21 protein-coding genes and 1 pseudogene are annotated in these 23,257 nt (G+C 54.2%); 15 read left to right on the top strand and 7 right to left on the bottom strand.

The annotated features are described in order from the left end of the window. The 6 genes from livF to ugpQ all read left to right on the top strand — a co-directional run bounded on the left by livF (position 1) and on the right by ugpQ (position 5,946). The gene (gene livF, locus OGX81_RS13170; protein ID WP_047463875.1) at positions 1–714 is read left to right on the top strand and encodes a high-affinity branched-chain amino acid ABC transporter ATP-binding protein LivF; all 714 of its coding nucleotides are present in this window, start codon (positions 1–3) and stop codon (positions 712–714) included. Positions 715–974: 260 nt separating this feature from the next. Further along, a complete protein-coding gene (ugpB, locus tag OGX81_RS13165) occupies positions 975–2,291 on the top strand; it encodes a sn-glycerol-3-phosphate ABC transporter substrate-binding protein UgpB (protein WP_024131025.1) in 1,317 nt (438 codons plus the stop codon). 100 nt (positions 2,292–2,391) lie between these two features. After that, positions 2,392–3,279, top strand: a complete 888-nt coding sequence (gene ugpA, locus OGX81_RS13160; RefSeq protein WP_024131024.1) for a sn-glycerol-3-phosphate ABC transporter permease UgpA — start codon at positions 2,392–2,394, stop codon at positions 3,277–3,279. Beyond that, positions 3,276–4,121 (top strand): sn-glycerol-3-phosphate ABC transporter permease UgpE, encoded by an 846-nt coding sequence (gene ugpE / locus OGX81_RS13155; RefSeq protein WP_047460601.1) that lies wholly within the window; start codon positions 3,276–3,278, stop codon positions 4,119–4,121. Before ugpA ends, ugpE begins: the two co-directional genes overlap by 4 nt. Before the next feature lie 8 nt (positions 4,122–4,129). After that, positions 4,130–5,200: a sn-glycerol-3-phosphate import ATP-binding protein UgpC gene (locus OGX81_RS13150; protein WP_012135556.1), complete on the top strand. Its 1,071-nt coding sequence runs from the start codon at positions 4,130–4,132 to the stop codon at positions 5,198–5,200. Then, positions 5,197–5,946, top strand: coding sequence for a glycerophosphodiester phosphodiesterase (gene ugpQ, locus OGX81_RS13145; protein ID WP_047460612.1), 750 nt, complete (start codon positions 5,197–5,199; stop codon positions 5,944–5,946). The genes OGX81_RS13150 and ugpQ overlap by 4 nt, the downstream gene beginning before the upstream one ends. Here the strand turns inward: ugpQ and OGX81_RS13140 are convergent. Then, positions 5,927–6,307 carry a DUF2756 family protein gene (locus tag OGX81_RS13140; RefSeq protein ID WP_012135554.1) on the bottom strand — a complete coding sequence of 127 codons (381 nt, stop codon included), beginning with the start codon at positions 6,305–6,307 and terminating at the stop codon, positions 5,927–5,929. The genes ugpQ and OGX81_RS13140 overlap by 20 nt on opposite strands. Positions 6,308–6,428: 121 nt before the next feature. Here OGX81_RS13140 and ggt point away from each other — a divergent pair, with 121 nt between their 5' ends. Continuing rightward, positions 6,429–8,174 (top strand): gamma-glutamyltransferase, encoded by a 1,746-nt coding sequence (gene ggt, locus OGX81_RS13135; protein WP_049009224.1) that lies wholly within the window; start codon positions 6,429–6,431, stop codon positions 8,172–8,174. A gap of 87 nt (positions 8,175–8,261) precedes the next feature. Here the strand turns inward: ggt and OGX81_RS13130 are convergent, their stop codons facing one another. The 5 genes and pseudogenes from OGX81_RS13130 to yhhY form a co-directional block, all read right to left on the bottom strand. Further along, positions 8,262–8,522 carry a hypothetical protein gene (locus OGX81_RS13130; RefSeq protein ID WP_012135551.1) on the bottom strand — a complete coding sequence of 87 codons (261 nt, stop codon included), beginning with the start codon at positions 8,520–8,522 and terminating at the stop codon, positions 8,262–8,264. A gap of 22 nt (positions 8,523–8,544) precedes the next feature. After that, positions 8,545–8,821, bottom strand: a pseudogene (locus OGX81_RS13125) (YrhB domain-containing protein). 41 nt (positions 8,822–8,862) lie between these two features. Beyond that, on the bottom strand, positions 8,863–9,120 hold the full coding sequence (locus OGX81_RS13120; protein ID WP_012135548.1) for a hypothetical protein: 258 nt from the start codon (positions 9,118–9,120) through the stop codon (positions 8,863–8,865). Between the two features lies 1 nt (position 9,121). Beyond that, positions 9,122–10,375, bottom strand: a complete 1,254-nt coding sequence (gene tssD / locus OGX81_RS13115) for a type VI secretion system tube protein TssD (protein ID WP_104869097.1) — start codon at positions 10,373–10,375, stop codon at positions 9,122–9,124. A 208-nt stretch (positions 10,376–10,583) separates the two neighbouring features. Continuing rightward, positions 10,584–11,072, bottom strand: a complete 489-nt coding sequence (gene yhhY / locus OGX81_RS13110) for an N-acetyltransferase (protein ID WP_049012102.1) — start codon at positions 11,070–11,072, stop codon at positions 10,584–10,586. 518 nt (positions 11,073–11,590) lie between these two features. Between yhhY and OGX81_RS13105 the strand changes: the two genes are divergently transcribed. The 5 genes from OGX81_RS13105 (at position 11,591) to gntU (ending at position 16,749) form a co-directional block, all read left to right on the top strand. Continuing rightward, positions 11,591–12,628 (top strand): oxidoreductase, encoded by a 1,038-nt coding sequence (locus OGX81_RS13105; protein ID WP_049012101.1) that lies wholly within the window; start codon positions 11,591–11,593, stop codon positions 12,626–12,628. A gap of 123 nt (positions 12,629–12,751) precedes the next feature. Then, complete coding sequence (gene yhhW / locus OGX81_RS13100) at positions 12,752–13,447, top strand: quercetin 2,3-dioxygenase (RefSeq protein WP_012135544.1); 696 nt, start codon at positions 12,752–12,754, stop codon at positions 13,445–13,447. A 296-nt stretch (positions 13,448–13,743) separates the two neighbouring features. After that, positions 13,744–14,739, top strand: a complete 996-nt coding sequence (gntR, locus tag OGX81_RS13095; RefSeq protein WP_024131020.1) for a gluconate operon transcriptional repressor GntR — start codon at positions 13,744–13,746, stop codon at positions 14,737–14,739. Between the two features lie 139 nt (positions 14,740–14,878). Continuing rightward, positions 14,879–15,409, top strand: coding sequence for a gluconokinase (gntK, locus tag OGX81_RS13090; protein ID WP_024131019.1), 531 nt, complete (start codon positions 14,879–14,881; stop codon positions 15,407–15,409). Next, positions 15,409–16,749: a gluconate transporter gene (gene gntU, locus OGX81_RS13085; protein ID WP_047460635.1), complete on the top strand. Its 1,341-nt coding sequence runs from the start codon at positions 15,409–15,411 to the stop codon at positions 16,747–16,749. The genes gntK and gntU overlap by 1 nt, the downstream gene beginning before the upstream one ends. Positions 16,750–16,842: 93 nt before the next feature. On the opposite strand, the gene yhgN is transcribed toward gntU, so the two are convergent. Next, the gene (gene yhgN, locus OGX81_RS13080) at positions 16,843–17,436 is read right to left on the bottom strand and encodes an NAAT family transporter YhgN (protein ID WP_012135540.1); all 594 of its coding nucleotides are present in this window, start codon (positions 17,434–17,436) and stop codon (positions 16,843–16,845) included. 191 nt (positions 17,437–17,627) lie between these two features. On the opposite strand from yhgN, the gene asd reads away from it, so the two are divergent. The 3 genes from asd to glgX all read left to right on the top strand — a co-directional run bounded on the left by asd (position 17,628) and on the right by glgX (position 23,253). Then, positions 17,628–18,734, top strand: coding sequence for an aspartate-semialdehyde dehydrogenase (asd, locus tag OGX81_RS13075; RefSeq protein WP_012135538.1), 1,107 nt, complete (start codon positions 17,628–17,630; stop codon positions 18,732–18,734). A gap of 362 nt (positions 18,735–19,096) precedes the next feature. Continuing rightward, on the top strand, positions 19,097–21,283 hold the full coding sequence (glgB, locus tag OGX81_RS13070; protein WP_012135537.1) for a 1,4-alpha-glucan branching enzyme: 2,187 nt from the start codon (positions 19,097–19,099) through the stop codon (positions 21,281–21,283). Further along, on the top strand, positions 21,280–23,253 hold the full coding sequence (gene glgX / locus OGX81_RS13065; RefSeq protein WP_047460642.1) for a glycogen debranching protein GlgX: 1,974 nt from the start codon (positions 21,280–21,282) through the stop codon (positions 23,251–23,253). Before glgB ends, glgX begins: the two co-directional genes overlap by 4 nt. Positions 23,254–23,257: the final 4 nt, after the last annotated feature.

Below are 23,257 nucleotides of genomic sequence, written 5' to 3'. Positions count from 1 at the left end.
ATGGAAAAAGTCATGTTGTCCTTTGACAAAGTCAGTGCCCACTACGGCAAAATCCAGGCGCTGCACGAGGTGAGCCTGCATATTCGTCAGGGAGAAATCGTCACCCTGATTGGCGCCAACGGCGCGGGTAAAACCACGCTGCTCGGCACGTTATGCGGCGATCCGCGCGCCACCAGTGGTCGGATTGTGTTTGATGGTAAAGACATTACCGACTGGCAGACGGCGAAAATCATGCGTGAAGCGGTGGCGATTGTCCCGGAAGGGCGTCGCGTCTTTTCCCGTATGACGGTAGAAGAGAACCTGGCGATGGGCGGTTTTTTCGCCGAGCGCGACCAGTTTCAGGAGCGCATTAAGTGGGTTTACGCGCTGTTCCCGCGTTTGCATGAGCGTCGTATCCAGCGTGCGGGCACCATGTCCGGTGGTGAACAGCAGATGCTGGCGATTGGCCGCGCATTGATGAGCCAGCCGCGTTTGCTGCTGTTGGATGAGCCGTCCCTGGGTCTGGCGCCGATCATCATCCAGCAGATTTTCGATACCATCGAACAGCTGCGCGAGCAGGGAATGACCATCTTCCTCGTCGAGCAGAACGCGAATCAGGCGCTGAAGCTGGCGGATCGCGGCTACGTGCTGGAAAACGGTCATGTGGTGCTGGAAGATACCGGCGATGCGTTGCTGGCCAACGAAGCGGTGCGCAGCGCATACCTCGGAGGCTGAACCGTCTGTGTGCCCGGTGGCGCTACGCTTACCGGGCCTACTCGATCCTGTAGGCCGGGTAAGGCGAAGCCGCCACCCGGCTTTTTGTTTCTTCCATATTATCTTCACCATTCCATCATCTTCTTATCATCCTGCTGACGTTTGGCTGTCATTTATTTGTAACTAAAAAGTTATTTTTCTGTCATTCGCGCATGTCATGTTACCTCGCGAGCATAAAACGCGTGATATCGCGCATCCGGCACAACAAGAGAGATAAGCGAATGACATCGTTACGACATACAGCGTTAGGACTGGCGTTAAGCCTGGCATTCGTGGGAAACGCCATGGCTGTTACCACCATTCCATTCTGGCATTCTATGGAAGGCGAGCTGGGGAAAGAGGTTGATTCTCTGGCGCAACGTTTCAATGCGGCCAATCCTGATTACAAGATTGTGCCGGTGTATAAGGGCAACTATGAACAGAGCCTGAGCGCGGGTATCGCTGCGTTTCGTACCGGTAACGCTCCGGCGCTGTTGCAGGTTTATGAAGTCGGCACTGCGACTATGATGGCGTCGAAAGCGATTAAACCGGTCTATGAAGTGTTCAGCGACGCGGGCATCAGTTTCGATGAGTCGCAGTTTGTACCGACGGTGTCCGGTTACTACACCGATTCCAAAAGCGGACATCTGTTGTCCCAGCCGTTTAACAGCTCCACACCGGTGCTGTACTACAACAAAGACGCTTTCAAAAAAGCCGGTTTAGATCCAGAGCAGCCGCCGAAAACCTGGCAGGATCTGGCGGAGTACACCGCGAAGCTGAAGGCGGCGGGAATGAAGTGCGGCTACGCCAGCGGCTGGCAGGGCTGGATTCAGATTGAAAACTTCAGCGCCTGGCACGGCCTGCCGGTCGCTACCCAAAATAACGGCTTTGACGGTACTGACGCGGTGCTGGAATTTAACAAGCCGGAGCAGGTGAAACATATCGCGCTGCTGGAAGAACTGAACAAGAAGGGTGATTTCAGCTACTTCGGGCGTAAAGACGAATCCACTGAGAAGTTCTACAACGGCGATTGTGCCATCACCACCGCCTCTTCCGGTTCTCTGGCGGATATCCGCCACTATGCCAAATTTAATTACGGCGTAGGCATGATGCCTTATGACGCAGACGCCAAAGATGCGCCGCAAAACGCCATTATCGGTGGGGCGAGCCTGTGGGTGATGCAGGGTAAAGACAAAGAGACCTACACCGGCGTGGCGAAATTCCTCGACTTCCTGGCGAAGCCGGAAAATGCCGCTGAATGGCATCAAAAAACCGGCTATCTGCCGATCACCAAAGCGGCTTACGACCTGACCCGCGAGCAGGGATTCTATGACAAGAACCCCGGCGCGGATATTGCCACGCGCCAGATGCTGAACAAGCCGCCGTTGCCGTTCACCAAAGGTCTGCGTCTGGGCAACATGCCGCAGATCCGCACCATTGTGGATGAGGAGCTGGAAAGCGTGTGGACCGGGAAGAAATCCCCGCAGCAGGCGCTGGATGCCGCCGTTGAGCGTGGTAATCAGCTGCTGCGTCGCTTTGAGCAGTCAACGAAATCGTAACGCATGATATGCCCGGAGGCGCTGCGCTTACCGGGCCTACAAGACCGTAGGCCGGGTAAGGCGAAGCCTCCACCCGGCACTGTTCAGGAATCAAATCTTCATGTCATCATCCCGTCCGGTGTTTCGCTCGCGTTGGCTGCCGTATTTGCTGGTTGCGCCGCAACTGGCGATCACCGTCATTTTCTTTATCTGGCCTGCGGGCGAAGCGCTGTGGTATTCGCTGCAAAGCGTCGATCCGTTTGGGCTGTCCAGCCAGTTTGTCGGTCTGGATAACTTTGTCGCCTTATTCCATGACAGCTACTACCTCGACTCCTTCTGGACGACGATGAAATTCAGTGCGCTGGTGACGGTAAGCGGCCTGTTGGTCTCGCTGTTTTTCGCCGCGCTGGTGGATTACGTGGTACGCGCAAGCCGCCTGTATCAAACGCTGATGCTGCTGCCTTACGCCGTTGCGCCTGCGGTGGCCGCCGTACTGTGGATCTTCCTGTTCAACCCTGGGCGCGGGCTAATCACCCATTTTCTTGCCGGGTTCGGCTATGACTGGAACCATGCGCAACACAGCGGCCAGGCCATGTTTTTGGTGGTGTTCGCTTCAGTCTGGAAGCAGATTAGTTACAACTTCCTGTTCTTTTTTGCCGCGTTGCAATCCATTCCCCGCTCGCTGACGGAAGCGGCAGCGATTGATGGGGCGGGTCCGGTTCGGCGCTTCTTTAAACTTTCGCTACCGCTGATTGCGCCGGTGAGTTTCTTCCTGCTGGTGGTCAATCTGGTGTATGCCTTCTTCGACACCTTCCCGGTGATCGACGCCGCTACCGCAGGCGGACCGGTACAGGCGACGACCACGCTGATTTATAAGATCTACCGCGAAGGCTTTGCCGGGCTGGATCTCTCCGCCTCTGCCGCACAGTCGGTGGTGCTGATGTTCCTCGTCATCATTCTGACGGTTATCCAGTTCCGCTATGTGGAAAGTAAGGTGCGTTACCAATGATTGAGAACCGTCGCGGGCTGACGATATTCAGCCACACTATGTTGATTCTGGGGATTGTGGTGATCCTGTTTCCCTTGTACGTCGCCTTTGTGGCGGCGACGCTGGACAACAGCGCGGTGTTCGATACGCCGATGACGCTCATCCCCGGAACGCATCTGCTGGAAAACATGGCAACGATCTGGGTTAACGGCGTGGGCGTGAACAGCGCGCCGTTCTGGCTGATGATGCTTAACAGTTTCATCATGGCTTTTGGCATTACGGTGGGGAAAATCACCGTTTCTATGCTGTCGGCGTTTGCCATTGTCTGGTTTCGTTTTCCGCTGCGTAATCTGTTTTTCTGGATGATCTTTATCACCCTGATGCTGCCGGTTGAGGTGCGTATTTTCCCGACGGTGGAAGTGATCGCCAATCTGAAAATGCTCGACAGCTACGCGGGTCTGACCCTGCCGCTGATGGCCTCAGCGACCGCCACCTTTCTGTTTCGCCAGTTCTTCATGACGCTGCCGGATGAGTTGATTGAAGCGGCGCGCATCGACGGCGCTTCACCGATGCGCTTTTTCCGCGACATCGTGCTGCCGCTGTCAAAAACCAATCTCGCGGCGCTGTTCGTCATCACTTTCATCTACGGCTGGAACCAGTACCTGTGGCCGTTGCTGATTATTACCGACGTTGATCTCGGCACCGCCGTTGCGGGGATTAAAGGCATGATCGCCACCGGGGAAGGCACCACTCAGTGGAATCAGGTGATGGCGGCGATGCTGCTGACCCTGATTCCCCCCGTCGTTATCGTTTTAGCCATGCAGCGCGCGTTTGTACGCGGCCTGGTGGACAGTGAGAAGTAGGAAATTTTATGGCTGGTTTGAAATTACAGGCAGTAACCAAAAGCTGGGACGGCAAAACCCAGGTCATACAGCCGTTAACGCTGGATGTGGCGGATGGTGAGTTTATTGTGATGGTTGGGCCGTCCGGCTGCGGTAAATCGACGCTGCTGCGTATGGTGGCCGGGCTTGAGCGGGTAACGAGCGGCGATATCTGGATTGACCGCCAGCGCGTTACGGAGATGGAGCCGAAAGACAGGGGCATTGCGATGGTGTTCCAGAACTACGCGCTCTACCCACACATGAGCGTAGAGGAGAACATGGCGTGGGGGCTGAAGATTCGCGGCATGGGCAAAGGGCATATTGCCGAACGGGTGAAAGAGGCGGCGCGGATTCTGGAGCTGGATGGTTTGCTCAAACGCCGTCCACGCGAGCTTTCCGGCGGCCAGCGCCAGCGTGTGGCAATGGGGCGTGCGATTGTGCGCGATCCGGCCGTCTTCCTGTTTGATGAGCCGCTGTCCAACCTTGACGCTAAATTGCGCGTCCAGATGCGCCTTGAGTTACAACATCTGCATCGCCGCCTGAAAACCACCTCGCTGTACGTGACGCACGATCAGGTCGAAGCGATGACGCTCGCCCAGCGGGTGATGGTGATGAACAAAGGCGTGGCGGAGCAAATCGGTACGCCGGTAGAGGTGTATGAGAAGCCTGCCAGCCGCTTTGTGGCGAGCTTTATCGGCAGCCCGGCGATGAACCTGCTGGAGGGGCGCATCAGCGCCGCAGGCACCCATTTTGAGCTGGAGAGCGGGATGGCGCTGCCCGTTAACTGGAACTATCGTCGCTATGCCGGGCGGAAAATGACGCTGGGTATCCGTCCTGAGCATATTGCGCTAAGCTCGCAGGCGGAAGGCGGCGTGCCGCTGGTGATGGACACGCTGGAGATGCTGGGGGCGGATAACCTGGCGCACGGACGCTGGGGCGATCAAAAAATGGTCGTGCGGCTGGCGCATCAGCAACGCCCGACGGCAGGCGGCACGCTATGGCTGCATTTGCCGGAAAATCATCTGCATCTTTTCGATGGCGAAACAGGACAACGAGTATGAGTAACTGGCCTTATCCCCACATCGTCGCGCATCGCGGTGGCGGAAAACTCGCACCGGAAAACACGCTGGCGGCGATTGACGTGGGGGCGCGGTGCGGACACACGATGATTGAGTTTGACGTGAAGCTGTCGAAAGACGGCGAGATCTTTCTGCTGCATGACGACAACCTGGAGCGCACCAGTAACGGCTGGGGCGTGGCGGGGGAAGTCAACTGGCAGGATCTGCTGCGCGTTGATGCCGGGAGCTGGTTTAGCGGCAAGTTTAAAGGCGAGCCGTTGCCGCTGTTGTCTCAGGTAGCGGAACGCTGCCGCGAGCACGGCATGATGGCGAATATTGAAATTAAACCGACGACCGGCACCGGGCCATTGACGGGGCGAGTGGTGGCGCTGGCGGCGCGGGAGCTGTGGTCTGGAATGACCGCGCCTTTGCTTTCATCGTTTGAAATTGATGCGCTGGAAGCGGCGCAACAGGCGGCGCCAGAGCTACCACGCGGTTTACTGCTGGATGACTGGCGTGACGACTGGCATGCGCTGACGACCCGACTGGGCTGCGTCTCTGTTCATCTCAACCATAAATTGCTCGATGAAGCGCGGGTAAAAACGCTCAAGGCGGCGGGACTGCGCATTCTGGTTTACACCGTCAACAAACCCCAGCGCGCGGCGGAACTGCTGCGCTGGGGCGTGGACTGCATCTGTACCGATGCCATTGATGTGATTGGGCCGGATTTTACTGCGGCGAGTTATTGAGCATATCGCCACTCTGTCGCTGGGGCAGCAGATGTTGCTGACCGCTGCTCTGGCGGGTTCCACCGCTTAACATCCCGCCATTGTTGTTTGGTAAAACCTGCTCACGCACCTGGCCCTGCTGGACCCGCTGCGCGTTATTGTTCATCTGCGTTTGCAGATGCTGTTGCTGAAGCTGGGTCTGCGTTTTTAACTGCTGGTTAAGCATCCCTTTCTGCTGGGTCTGCTGCGTCTGCATTTGGGTTTGCATCCGCTGTTGACTCGGGATCTGATACCCCGGCTGATTCGGGTTATTCATGGTGTTGATGGGCTGCGCAAAGCCGGAAAACGGCAGTAGCGCCGCTAAAATTAAGAGTCGTTTCATCGTCTTTCCTCCTCTGGGGGGATCTATTAAGTTTACTCCTTTCCCGCCGCAACGATGATTATTTCAGAGTTATGCACCAGGCTTAGTGGGGGGGCTGACCCCGTATCTCTGGAGAATAACGATGATGAAACCGACGTTTTTGCGCCGGGTAGCCATTGCTGCTCTGCTCTCAGGAAGTTGTTTTAGTGTTGTTGCCGCGCCGCCTGCGCCACCTCCGGTGTCATACGGCGTTGAAGAGGATGTTTTCCACCCTGTTCGTGCGAAGCAGGGGATGGTGGCATCCGTGGATGCGATGGCGACCCAGGTCGGCGTCGATATCCTTAAGCAAGGGGGAAATGCCGTCGATGCGGCGGTTGCCGTTGGCTATGCGCTGGCGGTGACGCATCCGCAGGCGGGGAACCTCGGCGGCGGGGGTTTTATGCTGCTGCGCACCAAAGACGGGAACACCACGGCGATCGACTTCCGCGAAATGGCGCCAGCCAATGCCACCCGCGATATGTTCCTGGACGATCAGGGCAATCCTGACAGTAAAAAATCGCTGACGTCGCACCTGGCGACCGGTACGCCGGGCACCGTGGCCGGATTCTCGCTGGCGCTGGAGAAATACGGCACCCTGCCGCTCAACAAAGTGATACGCCCGGCGATGAAACTTGCGGATGAGGGATTCGTCGTCAACGATGCGCTGGCGGATGACCTGAAAACCTACGGTAGCGAGGTGCTGCCGAATTATGAAAACAGCAAGGCCATTTTCTGGAAAGACGGCGAACCGCTGAAGAAGGGCGACAAGCTGGTGCAGAAAAACCTGGCGAAAAGTCTGGAGATGATTGCTGAGAATGGCCCGGATGCCTTCTACAAAGGGGCAATAGCCGACCAGATCGCACAGGAAATGCAGAAGAACGGGGGGCTTATCACCAAAGAGGATCTGGCGGCTTACAAAGCGGTAGAACGCACGCCGATTAGCGGCGATTATCGCGGGTATCAGGTCTTTTCGATGCCGCCTCCGTCCTCCGGCGGCATTCATATCGTGCAGATCCTCAATATCCTTGAAAACTTCGACATGAAGAAATACGGGTTTGGCAGCGCCGATGCCATGCAGATAATGGCTGAAGCGGAGAAATATGCCTATGCCGATCGGTCGGAGTATCTCGGCGACCCGGATTTTGTGAAGGTGCCGTGGCAGGCGCTGACCAGTAAAGCGTATGCGAAATCCATCGCCGATCAGATAGATATCAATAAAGCCAAACCGTCCAGCGAGATTCGCCCCGGTAAACTGGCGCCGTATGAAAGCAATCAGACCACCCATTTCTCGGTGGTGGATAAAGACGGCAACGCGGTGGCCGTCACCTACACCCTGAACACCACGTTTGGCACCGGGATTGTAGCGGGAAACACCGGGATTCTGCTCAACAATGAGATGGATGACTTCTCCGCGAAACCTGGTGTACCAAACGTTTACGGTCTGGTGGGCGGCGATGCTAACGCCGTAGGGCCGAAGAAACGTCCGCTGTCGTCAATGTCGCCAACCATTGTGGTGAAAGACGGCAAAACCTGGCTGGTGACAGGCAGCCCTGGCGGTAGCCGGATTATTACCACCGTGCTGCAAATGGTGGTCAACAGCATCGATTTCGGGATGAATGTCGCTGAGGCGACCAACGCACCGCGTTTCCATCATCAGTGGCTGCCGGATGAGCTGCGCGTGGAAAAGGGCTTTAGCCCGGATACGCTGAAACTCCTGGAACAGCGTGGGCAAAAAGTCGCGCTGAAAGAAGCGATGGGCAGCACCCAGAGCATCATGGTTGGACCGGATGGTTCGCTGTACGGCGCGTCTGACCCGCGCTCAGTCGATGATTTAACTGCGGGATACTAAGGATAACGGCCCTCTTCGGTGGAAGGGGGCTTATCAGGGAGTTCTGGCTGTAACCTTGTTTTTCAACAGCATTATTCTGCACGGCGATTATGGTACGTTATTGTCAGTATCAGTATTCTTGATTAGCCTGTATCCTTTTTCAGATACGCGATAGTAAGGCATGGACTTATGCCCACTATCTTCAATATTTACCAGACACTCGCTAGCCAATTTATTCACAATATTAACGACATTGCTGAACCCCGGGATTCTTTTCATGGAAAGCGTGCGATCCAGATTCATCCAGTTCCAGTTAATATCTTTTTCGGCCATAACTTTCAGTACGTTAAGTTCAGTTTCAGTTATCATAGTTAATCGTATCTGGGTAAGCTTAGCTTCGTGCTTTTTTGCTCTCTTCGTAGTCTTTTAAATATTTCTCCAGCGGCCAGGCAGTACCTAAATCAAAGATTTCACCGCTATCTTTATCGATGATGAAAGGAGTGTTTCCTGCCAGGCGGGAAGCGTTGTCTCCGGTTTCGAGATACTCCATTGATTCGAAACAAAAAACAACCTTCTGTAAATCTTCCGTGGAGTGTGATGACGACAGGAGTATCTGCATCGTAAAGATACTTATTGGCTTTGTTTATAGCTTTTTTGTAAGTGATCATTAGCATTCCCCTTAAAGCGCATAACTTTATTATCTGGATTTCTACTTTTTCCGCTCAAGCCCAATATATTCTACAAAACCTTCTCCTGAATAAATATTCATTCTTATTCTAAGTATGTCTATTGTATCTTTTGCTAGCTCTTTAGGAATGAACAGCACAAAAACTCTGTCGTCACCATCAATAATTACTCCTGAAGCCAATTGTGAAAATATATTGTCTGGCAATATATAATCACCCAATGTCTTTCTGCTAATTTCTTTTGCTTTTCGTTCTAAAATGTCTAAAGGTATTTTTTTCATTCTATGGTCTCCATTCTGGGCTAATTAAATCGCCATCAGGTGAAAAGTTGAACCTGCGTCCATAAGGATCAGATATAGAACTCTTACTATTCAAATTGTGATCCTTAAATATCTTCAAAATCGCTCTATCACCAAGAGAAGATCTTAATGTTCCATCTGGATGAACATGGCTGGACCATCGCCAACCTTTAGTAGCAAGCTCTTCAGCTTCAACAATACCTATTGGTACTCCGGTTGCATTTCCGCGAATAATCAATCTTCTACCACCTGTTGTAAACATTGCAAACTCGTCGCCTGTAGCTGCACTAAGCGCTGCTAAATCATTCTGCCCAAAGCCTTTGGTTACAATAATTCTTGAGCCCATTTTGGGCAATTGTGTCAGCGTTTTTGTTTGTGCAACACTCAAGTCTTCAGCACCAGCGGCAATTGCGCGGTAATTTTGTCCTGTTGTTGCAATGGTAGTGGTGTCAATGCTATCTGGAACTGATAGTGTCTTCCAGACTTTTGCCTGTCCGAACTTTTCCACCTCCGAAGCTAATCCTAACCGCCCCATACCAAAGACAGAAGCGATTGATGCTAAGGCTATTATGGTTCCTTTCGTTTGATCATTCAGGACGTGATCATATCCCTTAATCGCATCTCCTCCCAACTTTTCTGCCGTTTCCCTGAAACCTTCGATATTCCCGTTGTAGATACCTCCGGCGGCAAGCAATCTGCCAACCCCTTTGCTGTTTAACGTTTTGAGGCTGTTATCTGCGGGTGTTTTTGGACGGGGGATAAACAGGCGGTTGTAGTTCTCGGGCAAGGCCAGGTAGCTAAACTCAGTGTTGGCAATAAGGTGTTTGCAGAGGATATATTCATAGCTGATGGTTATTGTTTCTGTATCTAAATTATTTTCGCTGAATTGGTGTTGAATACCTGATAGAAATGCTCCCCGCAGTTGAATATAATAATACTTCTCCCATCTACCGAATCTATTGATGCGGTAGAAATAAAACTCCATATACAACTGCTCGTTGTTGTTAATAGCATTAACAAACAATGGCGTGCTTTTATCGATCAGTTTACAAAATCGCAGTCCATGCAGTTGAGAACCTTTACCAGTACTAGTTATGCTATTCGAGAGTGAAAATACGAAAATTTCATCCTCGTGTCCGGTTTGCCAGCGGTTGCCCACTGAGGCAGTGCTTCCACATCCATCGGAAATAGCACCTTGCAACCCCCCTGCAATTGTCAGGTAGACAATATTTCCCATTATTACCTTATCCTTTAATAACGGCATGCTAAATGTATTAGCCGTGAATCCTTTCTTTATTATCTGTTTACGCTCTATTCTCAGATTCGTATACAGAGTTAATAAATGTTTTCACTTTAGCCAAATATTATTGAGGATATTCTGAATTGGGCAGGACTACTTTTAATTACGGGATATTCCCCTCTCCTGGAGAGAGGGGAGGAGAAAATTACTTCATCCGCGCCATAAAGTATGCGTCGACATACTCACCGTTACGCAGTGCGTACTTCTTGCCGGTGCCTTCAATCTCAAAACCATGCTTCTTGTAGACCGCCACGGCGGGTTCATTATCGACAAATACCGTTAGCTCGATACGCTCCACACGCAGCCAGTTATCACACATGTCGATCATGGTACGGAGCAGCGCGCTGGCGACCCCACGATTTTGCCACCGCGCATCAACACTGATGCCAAAATCGGCGACATGGCTGCGGCGCGGACGCTGGATGACCGCAATGGTGAGATGCCCCACGACAGTATCGTCAATACAGGCGACCAGCTGTTTGATGCCGGGCTGGTCGGCTAGCCGCTCCTGCCACATCGCACTGGAAGGATGAGGAACCTGTAGCGTGTTGTGATACACCTCCGGCTGGGCATGGATCTGACGAATTGCGTCGTAATCTTTTGATTCCGCGTGGCGTATCACTATCTCACTCATTTCTGTGTCCTTAGCAGATTAAAAGTCCTTTTAAACATCATTGACTTTAAAAACGGAGTCAACTGCATTTTTTTGCAAAAAGTATTGGACAAGTGCGAATGAGAATGATTATTATTGCTCTGCGTTCAGGGAGACCCTTGCGGAGAACCTGAAAGCACGACATTGCTCACATTGCTTCCAGTATTACTTTAGCCAGCCGGGTGCTGGCTTTTTTTTTGGCTCAGTTTCGGGCTGGTTTGCTGGTCAGTTTTGTAGGCCGGATAAGGCAAAGCCGTCATCCGGCAATGGCGCTTGTGATGCCGGATGGCGCTTATGCTTATCCGGCCTACGATCTGACCGCGACGCCGACGACCGATCTTGAGGTTGTAGGCCGGATAAGGCAAAGCCGTCATCCGGCAATGGTTCTTGTGACGCCGGATGGCGCTTATGCTTATCCGGCCTACGATCGTTTCACCGCTATTTCCCACATGTTGTTTGCGCTATGGTGTATGCAATCACCTTTCAAAAAGGACACTCCCATGACCTTACACTGCGCATTTATTGGCTTTGGTAAAAGCACCACCCGCTATCATCTGCCGTATGTTCTTAACCGTAAAGGCAGCTGGCATGTTGCGCATATCTTCCGCCGTCACGCGAAGCCGGAGGAGCAGGCGCCGATCTACTCGCATATTCACTTCACCAGCGATCTTGATGAAGTGCTGAACGATCCGCAGGTAAAACTGGTGATCGTCTGTACCCATGCGGACAGCCATTTTGACTACGCCCGGCGCGCGCTGGAGGCGGGAAAAAACGTGCTGGTGGAAAAACCGTTTACGCCAACGCTTGCCGAGGCGAAAGTGTTGTTCGAACTGGCGCGGAGCAAAGGGCTGACCGTCACGCCGTACCAGAACCGCCGCTTTGACTCCTGTTTCCTGACCGCCAAAAAAGCGATTGAGAGCGGCAAACTGGGCGAGATTGTTGAAGTTGAAAGCCACTTTGATTACTACCGACCGGTTGCGGAAACCAAACCTGGCCTGCCGCAGGACGGCGCGTTTTACGGCCTCGGCGTGCATACGATGGATCAAATTATTTCGCTGTTCGGACGCCCGGACCATGTGGCCTATGACATCCGCAGCCTGCGCAATAAAGCCAACCCGGATGATACGTTCGAAGCGCAGCTGTTTTACGGCGATCTGAAAGCCATCGTTAAAACCAGCCATTTAGTGAAGATCGATTACCCGAAATTTATCGTTCACGGCACCAGAGGCTCGTTTGTGAAGTACGGCATCGACCAGCAGGAAACCAGCCTGAAGGCCAATATCATGCCCGGCGAACCGGGGTTTGCGGCGGATGATTCTGTCGGCCTGCTGGAATACGTTAATGACGAAGGCGTGACGGTGAAAGAAGAGATGAAACCGGAGGTCGGCGACTATGGCCGCGTTTATGACGCCCTGTTCGAGACCATTACGCATGGCGTGCCGAATTACGTCAAGGAATCTGACGTTCTCACCAACCTTGAGATCCTTGAGCGGGCGTTTGAACAGGCGTCTCCGGCCACTGTAACCCTTGCGAAATAAACAAAATCAACGCCTCTGGGCTTGTTCATAATTTTTGAACAGAGGAGTCAATTTTCACCCTCTATGATCCCGTCTGGATTGGGTTCACACTTACTCCATCGAAAACATCTGGGGGTGAATACAATGATCTACTTACGCAAAGCAAACGACCGTGGTCATGCGAATCATGGCTGGCTGGATTCCTGGCATACTTTCTCTTTTGCAAACTACTATGACCCTAACTTTATGGGCTTCTCGGCACTGCGCGTGATTAACGATGACGTTATTGAAGCAGGACAGGGCTTTGGGACGCACCCGCATAAAGACATGGAAATCCTGACCTATGTGCTGGAAGGCGCAGTGGAACACCAGGACAGTATGGGTAACAAAGAGCAGGTTCCTGCCGGTGAGTTCCAGATAATGAGCGCCGGGACGGGCATTCGTCACTCGGAATACAACCCGAGCAATACCGACCGCCTGCGTTTGTATCAGATTTGGATCATGCCGCAGGAAAACGGGATTACGCCGCGTTACGAGCAGCGTCGTTTTGACGCCGTACAGGGCAAACAGCTGGTGCTGTCGCCGGATGCGCGCGACGGTTCGCTGAAAGTGAATCAGGATATGGAGCTGTACCGTTGGGCGCTGCTGAAAGACGAACAGTCGGTACACCAGATCTCCGCCGAACGCCGCATCTGGATTCAGGTGGTGAAAGGTAACGTCACCATTAACGGCACCAAAGCGTCTACCAGCGACGGTCTGGCGATTTGGGATGAGCAGGCGATCTCCATCCATGCCGACAGCGATAGCGAAGTGTTACTGTTCGACCTGCCGCCAGTTTAAAAATACACGTCATCCTTCAAGCCGCATCTTTGTTGGCTTCCTGGCTTACCCTGGTCGCGTACTTGATGTACGCTTCCGGGGATTTAATGAGGGACATCCTTGTCCCTCACCAGAGGCAACCTTCGGTTGTTCAAATTCGTTCCTGACGAATTTGTCACTGCGTCGCCGCCTTGATGCAACTCGAATGATTTAGTGTATTTCTCACAATACAAAAACAACCTTAGTTTTCTCTGCGAAGGTTCATGCACGTCCGTGGTAAACTGGGGAAATCTATCCCTTTTATGCCTTTCAGGACGATGAAAAAGAAAAGACCCGTACTTCAGGATGTGGCTGACCGCGTAGGCGTGACCAAAATGACGGTCAGCCGTTTTCTGCGTAACCCGGAGCAGGTCTCCGTCGCGCTGCGGGGCAAGATCGCTGCTGCACTTGATGAACTGGGTTACATTCCCAATCGTGCTCCCGATATTCTTTCTAACGCGACCAGCCGTGCGGTGGGCGTTCTGCTGCCGTCGTTAACCAACCAGGTTTTCGCCGAGGTGTTACGCGGAATTGAGACCGTCACCGATGCCCACGGCTACCAGACGATGCTGGCGCACTACGGCTATAAGCCGGAAATGGAACAGGAACGTCTGGAGTCGATGCTGTCATGGAACATTGACGGGTTAATCCTCACTGAACGTACCCATACGCCGCGCACGCTCAAAATGATTGAAGTCGCGGGCATTCCGGTGGTGGAGCTGATGGACAGCAAATCGCCATGCCTCGATATCGCCGTCGGTTTTGACAACTTTGAAGCCGCGCGTCAGATGACCGCCGCGATTATCGCGCGCGGCCATCGTCATATCGCCTATCTGGGGGCGCGCCTCGACGAACGTACTATCATCAAACAGAAGGGCTATGAACAGGCCATGCTGGACGCCGGGCTGGTGCCCTACAGCGTGATGGTGGAGCAATCGTCGTCTTACTCTTCCGGGATTGAGCTGATCCGCCAGGCAAGACGTGAATACCCACAACTGGACGGTATTTTCTGTACCAACGATGACCTTGCCGTCGGGGCGGCGTTCGAATGCCAGCGTTTAGGGCTCAAAATTCCTGATGATATGGCGATTGCCGGTTTCCACGGCCACGACATTGGTCAGGTGATGGAACCGCGTCTGGCCAGCGTACTTACGCCGCGTGAGCGGATGGGCAGTATCGGCGCAGAGCGCCTGCTGGCGCGCATACGCGGTGAAGCGGTGACGCCTAAAATGTTAGATTTAGGTTTCACCTTGTCACCGGGTGGATCTATTTAGTCCAACAAATTTGAAGTAGCTCACACTTATTCACTTCTGCCACGAATGGATATTGCTTCTATTCTGGTCCGGCTGGACAATGTTACCGATAACAGTTACCCGTAACAATTCCTGATCCTTGTACTGTGGGGGCACCACTTTGAGCACGACTAACCATGATCACCACATTTACGTTCTGATGGGCGTATCAGGCAGTGGCAAATCCGCTGTCGCCAGCGAAGTGGCGCATCAGCTGCATGCCGCGTTTCTTGATGGCGATTTTCTCCATCCGCGTTGCAACATCATGAAAATGGCCTCCGGCGAGCCGTTGAATGACGACGACCGCAAGCCGTGGTTACAGGCGCTGAACGATGCGGCGTTTGCGATGCAGCGAACCAATAAGGTATCGCTGATTGTCTGTTCCGCACTGAAAAAACACTATCGCGACCTGCTGCGCGACGGTAACCCAAACCTGTCTTTCATCTACCTGAAAGGGGATTTTGACGTTATCGAAAGCCGCCTGAAGGCACGTAAAGGCCACTTCTTTAAAACGCAGATGCTGGTAACTCAGTTTGACACACTGGAAGAGCCGGGCGCTGACGAGAGCGATGTACTGGTGGTGAATATCGATCAGCCGCTGGAAGGTGTCGTGGCAAGCACCATTGAGGTCATTAACAAAGGCAGTAAGTAGTGAGTACATTAACGCTTGTTTTAACAGCAGTAGGTTCTGTTTTACTGCTGCTGTTTTTAGTGATGAAGGCGCGTATGCACGCCTTCGTTGCTTTGATGGTGGTGTCTATTGGCGCAGGTCTTTTTTCCGGTATGCCGCTCGATAAAATCGCGGCGACGATGGAAAAAGGGATGGGCGGTACGCTTGGCTTCCTGGCGATTGTCGTCGCACTGGGCGCCATGTTCGGCAAAATTTTGCATGAGACGGGCGCAGTCGATCAGATTGCCGTCAAAATGCTCAAATCTTTCGGCCACAGCCGCGCGCATTACGCAATTGGTCTGGCGGGGCTGATTTGCGCGCTGCCGCTGTTCTTTGAAGTCGCCATTGTGCTGCTGATCAGCGTCGCATTCTCTATGGCGCGCCATACCGGAACAAACCTTGTGAAGCTGGTCATTCCGCTGTTTGCGGGCGTGGCGGCGGCTGCGGCGTTTCTGCTGCCCGGGCCTGCGCCGATGCTGCTGGCGTCCCAAATGCACGCTGATTTTGGCTGGATGATCCTGATTGGTCTGTGCGCGGCAATCCCTGGCATGATCATCGCCGGGCCGCTGTTTGGTAATTTCATTGGCCGCTATGTGGAACTGCACGTCCCGGACGACATTACCGAACCGCATCTGGGCGAAGGTAAAATGCCGTCGTTTGGCTTCAGCCTCTCGCTGATCCTGCTGCCGCTGGTGCTGGTAGGGCTGAAAACGATCGCCGCGCGCTTTGTCGCGGAAGGTTCCAGCGCTTACGAATGGTTTGAGTTTATCGGCCACCCGTTCACCGCGATTCTGGTGGCGTGCCTGGTGGCAATCTATGGCCTGGCGGTGCGTCAGGGGATGGCGAAAGATAAAGTCATGGCGATCTGCGGTCAGGCGCTGCAACCGGCGGGCATTATTCTGTTGGTGATTGGCGCAGGCGGCGTGTTCAAGCAGGTTCTGGTGGATTCCGGCGTTGGCCCGGCGCTGGGCGAAGCGTTAACCGGCATGGGCTTGCCGATTGCCATCACCTGCTTCGTGCTGGCGGCAGCGGTGCGTATCATTCAGGGTTCCGCGACCGTCGCGTGCTTAACGGCGGTGGGGCTGGTGATGCCGGTGGTGGAACAACTGAACTTCTCCGGCGCGCAGATGGCGGCATTGTCTATCTGTATCGCGGGCGGTTCTATCGTGGTCAGCCACGTAAACGACGCCGGTTTCTGGCTGTTCGGTAAATTCACTGGCGCGACCGAAGCGCAAACGCTGAAGACCTGGACGATGATGGAAACCATTCTCGGCACCGTCGGCGCGATTGTCGGTATGATTGCGTTCCAGCTTCTGAGCTGAGTCTTGTTGCCCGGTGGCGCGCCGCTTACCGGGCCTACAAGTGAGCACATATCCACACCGTAGGCCGGGCAAGCGCCACCCGGCTTTTCATCCTCAGCCTTTCATCCACATCCGAATGCCGTCCAGGAACATTTGGGTCGCCATCATCACCAGAATCAACCCCATCAGACGTTCCAGCGCGTTAACCCCTTTCTCGCCCAGCAGACGCAGGAACAGCGACGATTGCAGCAGAATCACAAACGTGCCGCCCCAGGCGATCAGCAGAGCGATGACCAGATGCCCCATCTGGTTCGGATACTGATGCGATAACAGCATCAGCGTCGCCAGGATGGTCGGGCCCGCCACCAGAGGGATAGCCAGCGGTACGATAAACGGTTCTTCGCCCGCCGGGAGTCCGGCGCTGTTGCCTGATGCGCTGGGGAAAATCATCTTAATGGCGATCAGGAACAGAATAATCCCCCCGGAGATCGACACGGTTTCCGCCCGCAGGTTGAGAAAGGCCAAAATTTTCTCGCCCGCAAACAGGAAAATGAGCATCAGTAAAAGCGCAATAAACAGCTCGCGAACCATAATCGCCCGGCGGCGCTTTGGTTCGGTATGTTTCAGTACGGACATGAAAATGGGCAGGTTTCCGAGTGGATCCATAATCAGGATCAATAAAACTGCCGCTGAAATGATTTCATTCATAACTCAAATTCCCTGATAATTACTGCGGACTTTCTGCTTGCTTAGGAAGCGGGATAAGTCGCATTACTGATGGCTTCGCTATCATTGATTAATTTCACTTGCGACTTTGGCTGCTTTTTGTATGGTGAAGGAAGAACCAGTAGGACACTGGTTTGCATACACAGCACACATCTTTGCAGGAAAAAAACGCTATGAAAAATGTTGGTTTTATCGGCTGGCGCGGTATGGTCGGCTCTGTACTCATGCAACGCATGGTTGAAGAGCGCGACTTCGATGCCATTCGCCCTGTTTTCTTTTCTACTTCCCAGCTTGGGCAGGCAGCGCCGACGTTCGGCGGTACGCCCGGCGGCACACTTCAGGATGCCTTTGATCTCGACGCGCTGAAGGCGCTTGATATCATTGTGACCTGTCAGGGCGGCGATTATACCAACGAAATCTATCCAAAGCTCCGTGAAAGCGGCTGGCAGGGCTACTGGATTGACGCGGCCTCCTCGCTGCGCATGAAAGACGACGCCATCATTATTCTTGATCCGGTTAATCAGGATGTCATTACCGACGGCCTGAACAACGGCATTAAAACCTTCGTCGGCGGTAACTGTACCGTCAGCCTGATGCTGATGTCGCTGGGCGGTCTGTTTGCTAATGACCTGGTGGACTGGGTTTCTGTTGCGACTTACCAGGCGGCGTCCGGCGGCGGCGCGCGTCATATGCGCGAACTGCTGGCGCAGATGGGCCACTTGTACGGTCACGTAGCCGATGAGCTGGCGACGCCTTCTTCCGCGATCCTCGACATTGAGCGCAAAGTGACGACCCTGACCCGCAGTGGCGACCTGCCGGTTGATAACTTTGGCGTACCGCTGGCGGGCAGCCTGATTCCGTGGATCGACAAACAGCTCGATAACGGCCAGAGCCGCGAAGAGTGGAAAGGCCAGGCGGAAACCAACAAAATTCTCAACACCTCTTCCGTGATCCCGGTGGATGGTCTGTGCGTGCGCGTCGGCGCGCTGCGCTGCCACAGCCAGGCGTTCACCATTAAACTGAAAAAAGACGTGTCTGTTCCGACCGTGGAAGAACTGCTGGCCGCGCACAACCCGTGGGCGAAAGTGGTACCCAACGATCGTGATATTACCCTGCGTGAGTTAACCCCGGCAGCCGTTACTGGCACGCTCACCACGCCGGTTGGCCGCCTGCGTAAGCTGAACATGGGGCCGGAGTTCCTCTCCGCCTTTACCGTTGGCGATCAGCTGCTTTGGGGCGCGGCAGAACCGCTGCGCCGTATGCTGCGTCAGCTGGCGTAATTGTGGATGGCCTGGTGGCGCGACGCTTATCAGGCCCACCAATAACGTGAATCATCAGGCCGGATAACGCATCGCCGCCATCCGGCAAACAAAACAGAGTTTAAATGTTGGGTGCTGAGTCACCCTTTTTTTTGCGTAATACAGGAGTAAGCGCAGATGTTCCAATATTTACCAGGAGTAAGATAAAGCATTGGCTATTCTTTAAGGGTGTCTTAATACCGGAGGTATTAAGCCTTAGCCTGAAGGTGGGACGGGGCAGAGAGGATGCACATTGGTGCTGCGCCGTTCAGGTCAAAGAAGTGTCACAACCTGATGTCGAAGATCAGTTGGAAGGGGTGACACCATAAAACAGGAAGACAGCCATGTCCGATCGTATCGATAGAGACGTGATTAATGCGCTAATTGCGGGTCATTTTGCGGACCCTTTTTCCGTACTTGGTATGCACCAAACCACCGCGGGACTGGAAGTCCGCGCCCTATTGCCTGATGCCACCGAAGTGTGGGTGATTGAACCGAAAACCGGACGTAAAGTCGGCAAACTGGAATGTATCGACTCACGCGGTTTTTTTAGCGGTGTGCTCCCCCGACGCAAAAATTTCTTTCGCTATCAGCTCGCTGTTGTCTGGCATGGACAGCAGAATCTGATTGACGATCCTTACCGTTTTGGCCCTCTGATCCAGGAAATGGATGCCTGGTTGCTGTCTGAAGGCACGCATTTACGCCCGTATGAAACGCTGGGCGCACATGCCGACACAATGGACGGCGTTACTGGAACCCGTTTTTCCGTCTGGGCGCCGAATGCCCAGCGCGTCTCCGTCGTTGGGCAATTCAACTACTGGGATGGTCGCCGCCACCCGATGCGCCTGCGCAAAGAGAGCGGTATCTGGGAGCTGTTTATTCCCGGCGCGCAACACGGTCAGTTGTACAAATTCGAGATGATCGATGCGCATGGCAAGCTGAGAATCAAAGCCGACCCGTATGCGTTTGAAGCGCAAATGCGCCCGGAAACGGCCTCGCTGATCTGCGGTCTACCGGAAAAAGTGGTGCAGACGGAAGAGCGCAAACAAGCCAACCGGTTCGATGCGCCAGTCTCCATCTATGAAGTGCATCTGGGCTCGTGGCGTCGTCATACCGATAACAATTTCTGGCTGAGCTACCGCGAACTGGCGGATCAGCTTATTCCATACGTAAAATGGATGGGCTTTACCCACCTCGAACTGCTTCCTGTTAATGAACATCCCTTTGATGGCAGTTGGGGCTACCAGCCGACCGGGCTGTATGCGCCGACCCGCCGTTTCGGCACGCGCGATGACTTCCGCTATTTCATCAATGCCGCTCATCAGGCGGGTCTGAACGTCATTCTTGACTGGGTGCCGGGCCACTTCCCGTCGGATGATTTTGGTCTGGCGGATTTCGACGGCACCAAACTGTATGAGCACAGCGACCCGCGTGAAGGGTATCACCAGGACTGGAACACGCTTATCTATAACTACGGGCGCCGTGAAGTCAGCAACTATCTGGTCGGGAACGCGCTTTACTGGATTGAGCGTTTCGGCATTGATGCGCTGCGTGTAGACGCCGTGGCGTCGATGATTTACCGCGACTACAGCCGCAAAGAAGGCGAGTGGATCCCCAACGAGTTCGGCGGGCGTGAGAACCTGGAAGCCATTGAGTTCTTACGCAATACCAACCGTATTCTGGGAGAGCAGGTGTCTGGCGCGGTGAGCATGGCTGAGGAGTCCACTGACTTTGCTGGCGTGTCCCGACCACAGGATATGGGCGGACTGGGTTTCTGGTACAAATGGAACCTGGGCTGGATGCATGACACGCTGGACTACATGAAGCTGGACCCGGTTCATCGCCAGTATCATCACGATAAGCTGACCTTCGGCATGCTCTACAACTACACCGAAAACTTTGTCCTGCCGCTGTCACATGACGAAGTGGTGCATGGCAAAAAATCGATTCTCGACCGTATGCCTGGCGACGCCTGGCAGAAATTCGCCAACCTGCGCGCCTATTACGGCTGGATGTGGGCGTTCCCTGGTAAGAAACTGCTGTTTATGGGCAACGAGTTCGCCCAGGGGCGCGAGTGGAACCACGACGCCAGCCTTGACTGGCATCTGCTGGAAGGCGGCGACAACTGGCACCACGGCGTACAGCGGCTGGTGCGCGATCTCAACCATACCTATCGCCACCATAAAGCGCTGCATGAACTTGATTTTGATGCTTACGGTTTTGAATGGCTGGTGGTGGATGATAACGAACGTTCGGTGCTGATTTTTGTCCGCCGCGATAAAGTCGGCAATGAAATCATCGTCGCCAGCAACTTTACCCCGGTGCCGCGCCATGACTATCGTTTTGGCATCAATCAGCCAGGGAAATGGCGGGAGATTGTGAATACCGACTCCATGCACTACCACGGCAGCAATACCGGCAACGGCGGGGTGGTGCACAGCGACGAGATCGCCAGCCACGGCCGCCAGCACTCATTGAGTCTGACGCTGCCGCCGCTGGCCACCATCTGGCTTGTGCGGGAGGGTGAATGACGCAACTGGCAACCGGCAAAGCGACACCGCATGGCGCGACGTATGACGGTCATGGCGTCAACTTCACGCTTTTTTCGGCGCATGCGGAGCGCGTTGAACTGTGCGTGTTTGATGCGCTCGGCAATGAGCAGCGGTATGACCTGCCGGGGCGCAGCGGCGATGTCTGGCACGGCTACCTTGCCGACGCCAGGCCCGGCCTGCGCTACGGGTATCGCGTACACGGCCCGTGGCAACCCGCGCAAGGGCACCGCTTTAACCCGGCAAAACTGCTTATCGATCCCTGCGCTCGCCGCGTTGAAGGAGAGCTGAAGGATAACCCGCTGCTGCACGGCGGGTACGACGAGCCGGACCATCGTGATAATGCCGCTGTTGCCCTGAAATGCGTTGTCACCGCCGACCGCTATGACTGGGAAGATGACGCCCCGCCGCGCACGCCGTGGGGCAACACGGTCATCTACGAAGCGCATGTGAAGGGGCTGACGTACCTGCATCCGGCGATCCCGTCAGAGATTCGCGGCACCTGGAAGGCGCTGGGCCATCCGGTGATGATCGCGTATTTCAAGCAGTTGGGCATTACCGCGCTGGAGCTGTTGCCGGTGGCGCATTTTGCCAGTGAACCGCGCTTACAGCGCCTGGGGCTGTCGAATTACTGGGGCTATAACCCGGTGGCGATGTTCGCGCTGCATCCGGCTTATGCCTGCTCCCCGGAAACGGCGCTGGATGAGTTTCGTGATGCCATCAAAGCGCTGCATAAAGCCGGTATTGAAGTCATTCTTGATATTGTGCTGAACCATAGCGCGGAGCTGGATCTCGACGGGCCGCTCTTCTCCCTGCGCGGAATCGACAACCGTAGCTATTATTGGATCAAGGAGGATGGTGACTATCACAACTGGACCGGCTGCGGCAACACCCTCAATCTGAGCCATCCTGGCGTGGTGGAGTTTGCGTGCGAGTGCCTGCGCTACTGGGTTGAAACATGCCATGTGGACGGTTTTCGTTTTGATCTGGCCTCCGTGATGGGGCGCACCCCGGCGTTCCGTCAGGATGCGCCGCTGTTTACCGCCATCAACAATTGCCCGGTATTGTCGAGCGTGAAGCTCATTGCTGAGCCCTGGGATATCGGCGAAGGCGGCTATCAGGTGGGGAATTTCCCGCCGCCGTTTGCCGAGTGGAACGACCATTTCCGTGACGCGGCCCGCCGCTTCTGGTTGCAACGCAATCTGCCCCTCGGTGAGTTTGCCGGACGTTTCGCCGGTTCCAGCGATGTGTTTAAACGCCACGATCGCCTGCCCAATGCGTCCGTCAATCTGATCACCGCGCATGACGGTTTTACGCTGCGCGACTGTGTTTGTTTCAATCAGAAACACAATGAGGCGAACGGTGAGGAAAATCGGGACGGCACCAACAACAATTACAGTGATAATCATGGTAAAGAGGGATTAGGCGGCACGCTGGATCTGATTGAACGGCGGCGCGACAGCATTCACGCCCTGCTGACCACGTTGTTGCTCTCTCAGGGAACGCCGATGCTGCTGGCGGGCGATGAACACGGCCATAGCCAGCACGGCAACAATAACGCTTACTGCCAGGATAACGCATTAACCTGGCTGGACTGGCAGCAGGCAAACAGTGGGCTAACCACCTTTACCGCTGCATTGATTCATCTTCGCCAGCAGATACCGGCATTAGTGGGAAATCGCTGGTGGGAAGAAAATGACGGCAATGTTCGTTGGCTGAATAAAAATGCAGAGCCCTTAAGCGCGGGCGAGTGGGAAAACGGGCCGAAACAGATGCAGATCCTGCTTTCAGACCGCTTCCTTATCGCGATAAACGCCACGCTTGAGGTGACAGATATCGTTTTACCTGAAGGGGAGTGGCACGCTATTCCCCCATTCGCTGGAGAGGATAATCCGGTGATTACGGCTGTCTGGCAGGGACCTGCGCACGGACTGTGTGTGTTCCAGAGATGATAAA

It is taken from the genome of Citrobacter sp. CK206, from assembly GCF_030333125.1.
Lineage (GTDB): Bacteria > Pseudomonadota > Gammaproteobacteria > Enterobacterales > Enterobacteriaceae > Citrobacter_B > Citrobacter_B koseri.
This window is presented reverse-complemented; position numbering and strand designations above follow the sequence as displayed.

Excerpts from the sequence above, each read along its gene's own strand:
- livF (WP_047463875.1), top strand. The coding sequence starts at position 1 with ATGGAAAAAGTCATGTTGTCCTTTGACAAAGTCAGTGCCCACTACGGC.
- ugpB (WP_024131025.1), top strand. The coding sequence starts at position 975 with ATGACATCGTTACGACATACAGCGTTAGGACTGGCGTTAAGCCTGGCA.
- ugpA (WP_024131024.1), top strand. The coding sequence starts at position 2,392 with ATGTCATCATCCCGTCCGGTGTTTCGCTCGCGTTGGCTGCCGTATTTG.
- ugpE (WP_047460601.1), top strand. The coding sequence starts at position 3,276 with ATGATTGAGAACCGTCGCGGGCTGACGATATTCAGCCACACTATGTTG.
- OGX81_RS13150 (WP_012135556.1), top strand. The coding sequence starts at position 4,130 with ATGGCTGGTTTGAAATTACAGGCAGTAACCAAAAGCTGGGACGGCAAA.
- ugpQ (WP_047460612.1), top strand. The coding sequence starts at position 5,197 with ATGAGTAACTGGCCTTATCCCCACATCGTCGCGCATCGCGGTGGCGGA.
- OGX81_RS13140 (WP_012135554.1), bottom strand. The coding sequence starts at position 6,307 with ATGAAACGACTCTTAATTTTAGCGGCGCTACTGCCGTTTTCCGGCTTT.
- ggt (WP_049009224.1), top strand. The coding sequence starts at position 6,429 with ATGATGAAACCGACGTTTTTGCGCCGGGTAGCCATTGCTGCTCTGCTC.
- OGX81_RS13130 (WP_012135551.1), bottom strand. The coding sequence starts at position 8,522 with ATGATAACTGAAACTGAACTTAACGTACTGAAAGTTATGGCCGAAAAA.
- OGX81_RS13120 (WP_012135548.1), bottom strand. The coding sequence starts at position 9,120 with ATGAAAAAAATACCTTTAGACATTTTAGAACGAAAAGCAAAAGAAATT.
- tssD (WP_104869097.1), bottom strand. The coding sequence starts at position 10,375 with ATGGGAAATATTGTCTACCTGACAATTGCAGGGGGGTTGCAAGGTGCT.
- yhhY (WP_049012102.1), bottom strand. The coding sequence starts at position 11,072 with ATGAGTGAGATAGTGATACGCCACGCGGAATCAAAAGATTACGACGCA.
- OGX81_RS13105 (WP_049012101.1), top strand. The coding sequence starts at position 11,591 with ATGACCTTACACTGCGCATTTATTGGCTTTGGTAAAAGCACCACCCGC.
- yhhW (WP_012135544.1), top strand. The coding sequence starts at position 12,752 with ATGATCTACTTACGCAAAGCAAACGACCGTGGTCATGCGAATCATGGC.
- gntR (WP_024131020.1), top strand. The coding sequence starts at position 13,744 with ATGAAAAAGAAAAGACCCGTACTTCAGGATGTGGCTGACCGCGTAGGC.
- yhgN (WP_012135540.1), bottom strand. The coding sequence starts at position 17,436 with ATGAATGAAATCATTTCAGCGGCAGTTTTATTGATCCTGATTATGGAT.
- asd (WP_012135538.1), top strand. The coding sequence starts at position 17,628 with ATGAAAAATGTTGGTTTTATCGGCTGGCGCGGTATGGTCGGCTCTGTA.
- glgB (WP_012135537.1), top strand. The coding sequence starts at position 19,097 with ATGTCCGATCGTATCGATAGAGACGTGATTAATGCGCTAATTGCGGGT.
- glgX (WP_047460642.1), top strand. The coding sequence starts at position 21,280 with ATGACGCAACTGGCAACCGGCAAAGCGACACCGCATGGCGCGACGTAT.